The organism is Pacificibacter marinus, from assembly GCF_018860665.1.
In the GTDB taxonomy this organism is placed as follows: domain Bacteria; phylum Pseudomonadota; class Alphaproteobacteria; order Rhodobacterales; family Rhodobacteraceae; genus Celeribacter; species Celeribacter marinus_A.
The window spans coordinates 1-10,221 of record NZ_JAHKPK010000058.1 but is presented as its reverse complement, the minus strand read 5'-3'; the positions used below and the strand labels follow the sequence as shown (position 1 = coordinate 10,221).

Here is a 10,221-nt window from a genome sequence, read left to right as displayed (position 1 = left end):
CCTTACGAATTGCGCCTGCAACATCCATTCCATCATGCAAATGTACGTCAATTTCGCGCAACAACCTCAGTGCGTCTTCATCAGAATAACGTTTGCGGGCCATGTCTCTAAACTCCTGTCGTCAACAAATAGTGGCACAGTTTTAGGGGGCTAAGACAAGACCTCAAAGTGGTTTAAGGCCGTAAGGCAAGCAGGAGCGCCGCCAATACAGGGCCACCAAAAGAATAGACACATCTCGGACGTTCGCTCTTTAACACATCAATGGCCGCAGTGTGCCGTTCTCGTAGAACGGTCCCAAATACTTATATTTCAACAGGCCTTATCATTTTGAATGGAAACGCCCCCCCCTTTGTCCGTGTTACATCAGCATGGGGCTGCTCAGACCTTCTACCAAAGACTCCACCATCCGCTCGATCTGCCGCAGTGATACGCGGGCATGGTTTTTCTCAAGTCTGCGCACTCCCTCGTTCAGCAGCTCGTTGCCGAGATCGTGTTGGTGATCAGGTAGGCGATCGCGCAGCAGGCGGGTTCCAGCGGCAGCCAGATGATCGATGCTCGGGGATTCCAGACGGATGATCTTGCTGCGATCCAGAAAGGCAGCGGGCATCAACGCGGGCTGAGCTTTGCAACGTCGGAGGCCAAGGCTCAGACCTCCAACTTGGGCGGCCCACATCTGCCGTTCCCAGAAACTCTCGGCGCTGCAGTGCAGCTGCCCCGAAGCGAACATTGCCAAATGTACTCAGCATTTGAACCGATGGAAAGTTGCGATGCGGTTTCGGTCGCCGCTCGGTTTACATCAGTTCGTACATAGCTCCCTAAGTCGAGATATGGCTACGGAGTCTGCACAGTTCTTTTGCACTAGAGCCACTAAGCGCACAAACTATAATCAAATCCAAAGTGTGGCGCTTAAACAAACCAATTGGTTTGTTTATTTGGTTTTTATCGTTTCAGGTGAATTGACCAAAGAGGCGCTTAGAATGATTCATACGAATAGCATCAAATTTCCCCGACCCTTCGATGTCATGTTTCCGCAGCACATTCAGGGATGGACCCTGTTTCCAATCGCGTCGCGATTGGGGGGTAAGCAATGAAGCACCGTTTTTGGGCGCATTACACAGCGCGGGACTTTGCGAAACTGGATCGCGAAAACATTATCGCGGTTTTGCCGATCGGGGCGATTGAACAACATGGGCCACACCTACCATTGTCAGTGGATCAAGCCATCGTCGACGGGATTGTGGCCGCCACCGAACCGCTTGTTCCTGATGATGTCCCAGCGTTGTTCTTGCCAACGATGCCTGTCGGTAAATCCACCGAGCATTCTGCTTGGCCTGGCACGCTGACCTTTTCAACGCAGACCCTAATTGCGATGTACACGGAAATTGGTGACAGCGTGGCCGCTGCAGGCGTGCGGAAGATGGTTTTTTTAAACTCGCACGGTGGCCAAATTGCCGTGATGGATATTGTGGCGCGTGATCTGCGGATCAAACACAATATGCTGACAGTGGGGGCGAACTGGTTTGCGATGGGCATGCCAGACGGGCTGCTCACGCCGAACGAAGAGCGGTTTGGTATTCACGCCGGTGACATGGAAACGTCCGTGATGCGGGCGCTGCATCCCGATCACGTACAAATGAAATACGCCAGAAATTTTGAGGCCTCAGTTGAAAAACAGGCTGGGAAAACTCGACACTTAGGCTTGTCTCCCGCTGGTAAGCTAGGCTGGCAGGCGCAGGATATGAACGGTGCCGGTGCCTGTGGCGATGCGACTTTGGCGACGCCTGAGAAGGGCGCGGCATTTATCCAGTACGCAGCCAATCAAATCGTAACGCTTTTAAAAGAGGTGCATGAAACGCCGTTGTCTTTCCTTGATACGCAGGCCAATCCGGAGGCGTACGAATGACCGCTCCTATTATCACAATGGACCGTGTTACGCGTCGGTTCGGAGAGCAAATTCTTGCTGTTGATAACATGACGATGGACATCAAGGAGGGTGAATTTATCAGCTTCCTCGGGCCTTCGGGCTGCGGGAAATCGACGGCCCTTAAGATGATTGCAGGTTTGCTTCCTGTCAGCGCGGGCACGATTGAAATTGCGGACGAGACCGACGCATCCGAACAGGATCTTGCCTTTGTGTTTCAAGAACCGACCTTGATGCCTTGGGCGACGGTATTCGCGAACGTTTATCTGCCGCTTCGGTTGGCGGGTGTAAAACGTGCTGAGGCCGAGCCGCGGGTGATGGCGATATTGGCCGAAGTGGGCCTTACTAAATTCGCAAAGAGTTATCCTCGTGCCCTGTCTGGCGGCATGAAAATGCGGGTATCCATCGCCCGTGCTTTGGTGACGAAGCCTCGCATTTTGTTGATGGATGAACCATTCGCGGCCCTTGATGAAATGACACGATCCAAGCTGAATAACGATGTCGTCAGGCTGGCCAAAGACAACGGATTGACCGTCATCTTTGTCACCCATTCCGTATTCGAGGCAGTCTATTTGTCAACCCGCATCATCGTCATGGCCGCCCGACCGGGCCGCGTCGCGGCGGACATTTCATTGGATGCCGCGTGGCCACGCAATGATGACTGGCGCACCACCGCTGAATTTGCCGTGCAGGCCCAAAGCGTTTCGGAAACCTTGCAGGAGACATTGCATGTCGACGACCTTGACCACTGAAAACGACGCAACTCAATACGATGAGGCCCCCGAAAACACGGAACAAGGGGCGCGCGAGCGTCGCGAACGTCGGCTGTCATGGCTGATGCCGATCATTATGTTGAGTGCGGCCGTGGGATATTGGGAATGGGCGATCTGGTATTTTGAAGTGCCACCATATCTGATCCCTGCGCCCAGCGTCATCGGCAAAACCCTTATCACGGACGGTCCATCGTTGATGGTGTCGGCATGGTTCACCGTGAAGTTAACGCTCTTGTCCCTGTTATTAGCTATCATCGGTGGCGTGATCTTGGGCGCATTGTTCGCACTGTCGCGCACCGTGGAAATGAGTCTTTTTCCCTTTGCCGTCATTCTCCAAGTTACACCCGTCGTCGCAATCGCACCGCTCATCCTGATCTACGTTCATTCGACCTTTGCCGCGTTATTGATCTGCGCTTGGATCGTGGCGTTTTTCCCGATCCTGTCGGGCACAGTCGTTGGGCTGCGCTCAGCGGATCATAACCTGCGCGATCTGTTTACGTTATATCGTGCCACGCCGTTGCAGCGGCTGCGGTTCTTGCTTGCGCCGTCTGCTTTGCCTCAATTCATGTCTGCCCTTAAGGTTGCGGGCGGTTTGGCGCTGATCGGTGCTGTCGTCGCGGAATTCGTCGCGGGTGCGGCAGGGCAAAATACGGGGCTGGCAAGCCGGATCATCGAATCCTCATTCCGTAGCGAAATCCCACGTATGTTCGCGGCCCTTGTTTTGGTGTCCTTGCTTGGCATCGCGATTTTCCTTGCGACGTCATGGGCATCACGACGCGTTCTTGGTCACTGGCATGAAAGTGAGCTGCGCCGTGAGCATTGATCTTCATTCTGTTAATTTGAACGGTGAAACAGTCGACCTGACCGTCAGGGATGGCCGCATCGCGGCGATCACGCCCTCAGATGGTACAGCTAAATCGGTTATTATGCCGCTTCCTGTTGAGCCGCATGTCCATCTGGATAAAACGTTCACGATCAATCGATGCGCCAACATCAAGCCGGGTCTTTTTGGGGCGATTGAAGCCACGAACGCCGATAAGAAACACTGGACCGAAGCTGATCTGCGCACACGGGCGCAACAGGGGCTTTCCGAGGCTCATTCGAACGGGTTATCTGCCCTGCGCACCCATGTGGATTGGTCACAGACGGGCGTGCCGTTGGCTTGGTCCGTTGTCGCGGAACTTGATCGCGAATGGACCGACAAGCTGACGGTGCAACGTGTCGCATTGGCCCCGCTGGACCTGTTGGGGGACCCCGACATAGGCCCGAAAATTGCCGAACATGTGGCGGCGACAGGTGGCGTTTTGGGCGCGTTTATTTACCAAAACGAAGACTTGGATACGAAACTTGAACGGGTGTTCAGGCTGGCTGAACAGCACGACTTTTTACTGGATTTCCACGTGGACGAAGGGCTGGACCAAGACGCCTGCGGCTTTGATGCTGTCGTGGCGCTGACTGTGAAATACGGCATGGCGGGCCGTGTGTTATGTGGCCATGCCTGTTCGTTGTCCGTACGCCCCCAAGATGACGTGGCCCGAGTCATGGACGCGGCTGCAGATGCCGGTGTCGCCTTGACCGTGTTGCCAACAACAAACCTGCATTTGCAAGACATGGCCGAGGGCCGAAGCCCGCGTTTGCGCGGTTTGGCCCCGATGCAAGACCTACGTGCGGCAGGTGTGACCGTTCTGCTGGGGGCCGACAATGTTGCCGATCCGTTTTATCCACGCGGTTGTTACGACGCGATTGAAACCCTGCGGCTTGCCTGTCTTGCGGGGCATTTGAACCCTGCCGATTGGATCGGCGCAATATCAACAAACGCAGCACGAGTGATGGGGCTGGACGCTCCAGACATCGCCATCGGTGCCCCTGCCGATTTCATGCTGATCCAAGGAAGAGATTGGGACGACGCCCTGCGTAGTCCGACCGCGCAACGACGCATCATTCGGTCTGGTCAAAATACAACCATTGGAAAGGACGCCGCATGAGTGTGTCTGCTGAAACGATCTCCGCCTTTTGTGCGGATATAGGCGACATCGCCATTCAAGATCAGGATCGTGTGCTCGATCTGAAATCCAAAGATTACTACTGGTATTCGCCGATCCTGAAGGAACAGTTGGACGGCAAGATCGGTCAGGTTGTGGTGATCCCCACGTCTGAGGAAGAGGTTATCACAATAGCCGCCGCCGCCGCCAAACACCGCATCCCAGTGACCGTGCGCGGTGGGGGCACCGGAAACTACGGCCAATGCGTCCCGATGGAGGGCGGCATTATCCTTGATATGACCAAACTGAACCGCGTTCTGGAAATTTCTGACGGTCGCGTGGTGTGTGAGGCGGGTGCGCGGATCGAACGGGTCGAAACCGCTGTTTCCGAAACGGGTCAGATGCTGACGATGTTCCCTTCGACCAAGCGCCTTGCAACGATTGGCGGGTTTATGTCCGGCGGCTCTGGCGGGATCGGATCTTTGCGTAACGGCATGCTGCGCGATGGAGGCAATGTAAACTACGTGCGCGTTGTGACCTTGGAGGAAACGCCGCAAGTGATTGAATTGCATGGCGCTGACATCCTGAAAGTACAGCATGCTTATGGGACCAACGGGATCATCACGGCGATGGATTATGCCCTGATGCCGACGGTCGATTGGCAACACACGATTGTGCTGTTTGACGGTTATGATGCTGCACTAGCCTGTGCCAAAGAGGCGCAGGAAGACGGGATTGATGCGTTTTTGATGACCGTTGTTGAACGCCGTTTTGCCCGCTTTTACAAGCGGCTTGCCGCACATTTCCCCAGTGACCGTGACGCCATCTTTGCCATGATCGCCCCCGAAGATGTTGATGCCTTTGCAGCCAAAGTCGCGGCGCATGGTGGCTCCGTGACCGTTTCACGATCTTTGCACGATCTTGAGGCCGCAAAACTGCCCGCGACATGGGAATGCGGATGGAACCACACAACGTTGCAGGCCCTAAAACACGAGCGCGATACATGGACATATCTACAGATTGCCTATCCGCGCCCGTTTGATCCTGCCTTGGCATTGCGCCAACAGGAACGCTACGGCGAGGAGCTTTATTTCCATCACGAAATGGCGCGAATGGATGGCGACATTCAAATCTTCGCACTGCCCATTCTGCGATGGACCAGCCGCGCACGCACCTATGAAATCATTGATGAGATGGAGCGCCTTGATGGCTGCACCGTCTTTGATCCACACGTCATCACAATCGAGGACGGCGGCATGAAAGAGATCGATACAACGCAGATCGAATTCAAAAAACTGGCTGACCCCCACGGATTAATGAACCCCGGAAAAACACGGGGATGGACTGCCGAAATGGCGAAATCTTAAACCCAACCTAGGAGACGACACATGATGAAAAACTGGATGCTGGCCGTTGCGGCCACGGGATTTGCGACGAGTGCTACGGCACAAGACCAAGTCACATTTGCGACAAACTGGCTGGCCCAAGGCGGGCACGGCGGATTTTATCAGGCGATGGCCGATGGCACCTACGAAGAATTCGGGCTGGATGTAGAAATCCAGCAAGGTGGCCCACAGGTGAACAACCGCCCCATGCTGGCGGCTGGGCGTATTGATTTTCTGATGGCGGGCAATCTGCTGTTGTCGTTCGACAACGTCCGCAACGAAATCCCGACGGTGGTTGTCGCGGCCTATTATGACAAAGACCCTCAGGTTCTGATCGCACATGAAGGCGCCTATGCCGATTGGGCCGATCTGGCCAATGCCCCCGAAGTGCTGATCGGCAAAGACGGGCAGTTCAGCTTTTGGCAGTGGATGACCGCATCACAAGGCTTCGCGGACGAACAGCTGCGCCCCTATGGCTATAACCTTGCGCAATTCTTGAACGACGACAAAATGGTCCAACAGGGCTACGCCACATCCGAGCCGCTGTATGCAGCACAGCAAGGCGCGCCCGTAGATACGTTCCTGTTGGCGGACTATGGATGGGATACCTATTCCACCACCGTTGAGGCGCGTGTCGAAATGGTCGAAGAAAACCCCGATCTGGTGCAACGTTTCGTCGATGCTTCCACAATCGGTTGGTACAATTACCTTTATAACGACCCGACCTTGGGCAACGAAGCGATCATGGAAGCCAACCCGGAAATGACGCTGGAGGGCCTGACTGCAGAGGTTGATCAACTCAAGGCGCTGGGTATCATCGGGGCGGGTTATCAAGAAGAAGTCGGCATCGGCGCGATTGATATGGACCGCATCCAGATGTTCTACGACACAGTTGTCGCCGCTGGCATTCTCGAAGAAGGCAGCGTTGATGTGTCAAAAGTTGCGACTGATCAATTCGTCAACCGTCAGGTTGGTATGGATCTGGTTGAGTAAGGAAACAGGATATGCGGCTTCTCGTTATCTTTTCGCATCCTAGCCTCGATAGCTATGGCGCTGCCCTGTATAAAACCGCCTGTAGCACCTTGTGTGCGGCGGGCCACGAATTGCGGTGTCACGACCTGTACCGCGAAGGGTTCAATCCGGTTCTGTCCACTGAAGAATGGACGGGGTATCTGGAAAAAACCGACGATATCATCGCCAAACACCCCGATCACGTGGCGGATGTGCAATGGGCCGAAGGCATCGTGGTCATCTATCCCACGTGGTACTATGGCCCGCCCGCCATGCTAAAGGGGTGGTTGGAACGCGTTTGGTTGCCGGGCATTACGTTTGAAATCGCTGACGCCAAACAAAAGCGCCCAAAGCCCAAAATGTCCCACGTCAAACTGTTCGTAGGGATCACAACATCGGGCAGCCCGTGGTGGTGGATCAAGTTGATCCGCGACCCCGGTCGCAGCCTATGGACCCGTGGATTGCGCGTGTTGTTCGCCCGCCGCTGCAAAGTGGTCTGGCAACAGCTTTATAATATGAACCACACCACTGACGCGGATCGTGCTGCGTTTCTTAAAAAAGTTGAACGTCGTTTGGCGGCATTGTAGGTACCCGATATGTCAGATTCAGCCAAGCCCCTCGCACGGTATTCCGCATGGACACGGCGGGGCGATTTTATCTTTCTGTCCGGCGTGATTGCAGTGGATCCTGACGCGGGCAAGATCATCACCGGCTTCGCCGATCTGCCGCCCGACATTGGCCCGACCATCGGCCAAACGGGTGAATTTTCCGTGGACGCCAAAGACGGCCCAATCCTTGCGCAGACATGGTTTGTGTTCGACCGTATCCGCGCCACCATGGAAGACGCTGGTGGATCAATGGATGATGTGTTCAAGCTCGTGCAGTATTTTCGCAACCTCAATGATTTCCCGCGCTACAACACGGTGCGCAAGATGTTCTTCCCAGACACGCCGCCGGTGTCGACCGTTGTCGAAGTCTCTGCTATGATGCCATCCGATGCGATTGTTATCGAAGTTGAAGTGACAGCCTACCTACCGGAGCAAAAGTGACCCGACCAGACCTTGCCCTCAAACGCGCGGACGTAAAGGCACAGATCCGCGACGCCGCTATTCTCGAATTCGCTGAACACGGCCTTGCAGGCACGTCAACCCAAGGGATCGCGGATCGCGCGGGCATGACCAAGAACAAACTCCACTACCATATCGAGAGCAAAGAGGACCTGTACCAAAAGGCCCTGAACCATGTTATCAACATTTGGAGCGAACTGTTCAGCGGTGTCGACCTTGACCAAGGGCCAGAAGTGTTCCTTTCAGATTATATTGCCAGAAAAATCAATTTCTCACTGGCCCATCCGGCGGCCGTTAAGATGTTTACTGGCGAAGTGATGCGCGGCGCCCCGTTCCTACGCGATCATTGGGCAGGGTCACGAGAGGTCAGCAGAGCGGCTGCGAAACAGATCGACGCATGGGTTGCAAAGGGATTGATCCGCCCCGTGAACCCGATGTTATTGCAGTTCAACATCTGGGCAATGACAGAAGCCTACGCCGTTCTCGGCCCCGAAGTCCGATTTATGCTCGACCTGCAGGACGGCGACATTTTGGACGAACAGGTCATCTGCGACGAAGTGACGGCTCTTGTGTTGCGTGGCTTGACCAACTTGTTGTGAAGCAAACTTGCTCACTATATGTCTGCTTCGGCAAGCCAATACATACGTTTCGCAAACGTAGCGAAGGTTAGATTGCCGCCCGCCTTCCGGATGCTGCAGAAGCGAAGACCACGCCGCGACGAGTCCGTTTGGGGCTGACAGCAGTCATCCGGTGTGATCGTTCAGGCCGTTGGTTGGGCATTTTGCGCAAAAACCACGCGCTGCATTGCCGTAAGTCGGCTTTGAGCCGATTGTGTTGAAAAACTCTGTCACGGCACCTGATAGGCAATTTTTGTAGGAAAATGTTCTGAAGGCGTTGCAAAGCAGCCGAAGATACGGCGCTTGGCTCGTGAATTTAGAACATTGTTCTGCATTTCGAAGAGCGCCGAGAGCCTCAAGGACTTTTTCAACACAATCAGCCCAGAGTCACCGATGCTGCGGCGCGCTCCAGTGTCCGGTCTGGCGAAAATCTTAAATGGGTTTCAGATTTTCGGCCCAAACCCGACATTGATAATCACAAGTGTTGACGTCTTGCCGCTTTGGAGAAACGGACATTCAAGGCCAATTGCGGTCAATTAACTAGAAATTATGTCTTTTTGTGCTCAGCAATTCTCCGCCACTATATCCCTCGACAAGAAAATTGCGATTAATGGAGTCAAGTTCAACAAAGTAACCCAGTACATACCCGCAGACATGCTTAGGATGCGCAATCCCATCAGCGGACCACAGATCATCGTATGACGACTTGGTCATCGCCCGCAGACGAATTCGGTCTTTCCGTTTTTCTGCGTTAGGGTGTTCAAGTCGTTTCATTTCTACTGCAATGAGATTATCGTTTAATATAGATTCGCCACGGCTATGTAGAATAAGATCACAGGTAATTCTGACAACCTGCATTTGATCATCCAAGATTGTTTTAACCGCACCCTGTTGCTTGCGGTTATACTCTACGTCTGCATAGTATCCGTAGACGCCCGCCCCCTTAACTTCAGTTTCCAACACGAAGCCAAGGCGCGAGCAAAGATTGCGCTCGCTCGTCCCATTCAAAATATTTGCGGCCTCTGCCTTGGTGAAATTGTTGAGTGATTTGAAGAATATGGCTTCGAGTTGCTTTGAGTTCAGGTTCATTTTTCTATCTTCTGGTTCCGCCATGCATTCAAAACTGCGGCTACATCTAAATCATCAGGTTCTTCACTCCACAAAGAAGTGAATGATGCATCGTTACTGTTTGGTGTTGGGTTCGGTGGGTCAACCTGAATACGTGTTGGCATCATCATGGAGTCACCTATTAAAATGGCCTCTCCTCGCCTCAACGAAGAGAACATCGTGTCCGTCGTCATATAAAATGGGGCATCAGAGCGGCTTGAGTATTGGAGGCTCTGGCTCGTTTGTGTGATTGATTATGCGGCTTGTTTCTGATGTTGCAAGCGGCGTTGTTTGATTGTGTTTTTCTTGATTTTTTCCCTTTCTCTGAGAATGGCTTTGTCGCGGCCGAAGTAGACGT

The 10,221-nt window shown here is 53.8% G+C and carries 12 protein-coding genes; 9 read left to right on the top strand and 3 right to left on the bottom strand.

Annotation, left to right across the window (positions count from 1 at the left end; translation table 11 throughout):
* Nucleotides 1–358: 358 nt before the first annotated feature.
* On the bottom strand, nt 359–673 hold the full coding sequence (locus KO497_RS15890) for a hypothetical protein (RefSeq protein WP_215944945.1): 315 nt from the start codon (nt 671–673) through the stop codon (nt 359–361).
* Between the two features lie 414 nt (nt 674–1,087).
* Between KO497_RS15890 and KO497_RS15885 the strand changes: the two genes are divergently transcribed.
* The 9 genes from KO497_RS15885 to KO497_RS15845 are packed head-to-tail and all read left to right on the top strand — an operon-like array spanning nt 1,088 to nt 8,738.
* Nucleotides 1,088–1,903 carry a creatininase family protein gene (locus KO497_RS15885; protein WP_215944944.1) on the top strand — a complete coding sequence of 272 codons (816 nt, stop codon included), beginning with the start codon at nt 1,088–1,090 and terminating at the stop codon, nt 1,901–1,903.
* On the top strand, nt 1,900–2,673 hold the full coding sequence (locus KO497_RS15880) for an ABC transporter ATP-binding protein (protein ID WP_215944943.1): 774 nt from the start codon (nt 1,900–1,902) through the stop codon (nt 2,671–2,673). The genes KO497_RS15885 and KO497_RS15880 overlap by 4 nt, the downstream gene beginning before the upstream one ends.
* Complete coding sequence (locus tag KO497_RS15875; protein WP_215944942.1) at nt 2,651–3,517, top strand: ABC transporter permease; 867 nt, start codon at nt 2,651–2,653, stop codon at nt 3,515–3,517. Before KO497_RS15880 ends, KO497_RS15875 begins: the two co-directional genes overlap by 23 nt.
* The gene (locus KO497_RS15870) at nt 3,507–4,679 is read left to right on the top strand and encodes an amidohydrolase family protein (RefSeq protein WP_215944941.1); all 1,173 of its coding nucleotides are present in this window, start codon (nt 3,507–3,509) and stop codon (nt 4,677–4,679) included. Before KO497_RS15875 ends, KO497_RS15870 begins: the two co-directional genes overlap by 11 nt.
* The gene (locus KO497_RS15865) at nt 4,676–6,043 is read left to right on the top strand and encodes an FAD-binding oxidoreductase (RefSeq protein ID WP_215944940.1); all 1,368 of its coding nucleotides are present in this window, start codon (nt 4,676–4,678) and stop codon (nt 6,041–6,043) included. Before KO497_RS15870 ends, KO497_RS15865 begins: the two co-directional genes overlap by 4 nt.
* Nucleotides 6,044–6,064: 21 nt before the next feature.
* Nucleotides 6,065–7,054: an ABC transporter substrate-binding protein gene (locus KO497_RS15860; RefSeq protein WP_215944939.1), complete on the top strand. Its 990-nt coding sequence runs from the start codon at nt 6,065–6,067 to the stop codon at nt 7,052–7,054.
* A gap of 11 nt (nt 7,055–7,065) precedes the next feature.
* Complete coding sequence (locus KO497_RS15855; protein WP_215944938.1) at nt 7,066–7,659, top strand: NAD(P)H-dependent oxidoreductase; 594 nt, start codon at nt 7,066–7,068, stop codon at nt 7,657–7,659.
* A 9-nt stretch (nt 7,660–7,668) separates the two neighbouring features.
* Nucleotides 7,669–8,121 (top strand): RidA family protein, encoded by a 453-nt coding sequence (locus KO497_RS15850; protein WP_215944937.1) that lies wholly within the window; start codon nt 7,669–7,671, stop codon nt 8,119–8,121.
* The gene (locus tag KO497_RS15845) at nt 8,118–8,738 is read left to right on the top strand and encodes a TetR family transcriptional regulator C-terminal domain-containing protein (protein ID WP_215944936.1); all 621 of its coding nucleotides are present in this window, start codon (nt 8,118–8,120) and stop codon (nt 8,736–8,738) included. Before KO497_RS15850 ends, KO497_RS15845 begins: the two co-directional genes overlap by 4 nt.
* A gap of 558 nt (nt 8,739–9,296) precedes the next feature.
* Here KO497_RS15845 and KO497_RS15840 read toward each other — a convergent pair.
* Nucleotides 9,297–9,845, bottom strand: a complete 549-nt coding sequence (locus tag KO497_RS15840) for a hypothetical protein (RefSeq protein ID WP_215944935.1) — start codon at nt 9,843–9,845, stop codon at nt 9,297–9,299.
* On the bottom strand, nt 9,842–9,994 hold the full coding sequence (locus KO497_RS15835; RefSeq protein WP_215944934.1) for a hypothetical protein: 153 nt from the start codon (nt 9,992–9,994) through the stop codon (nt 9,842–9,844). The genes KO497_RS15840 and KO497_RS15835 overlap by 4 nt, the downstream gene beginning before the upstream one ends.
* Nucleotides 9,995–10,221: the final 227 nt, after the last annotated feature.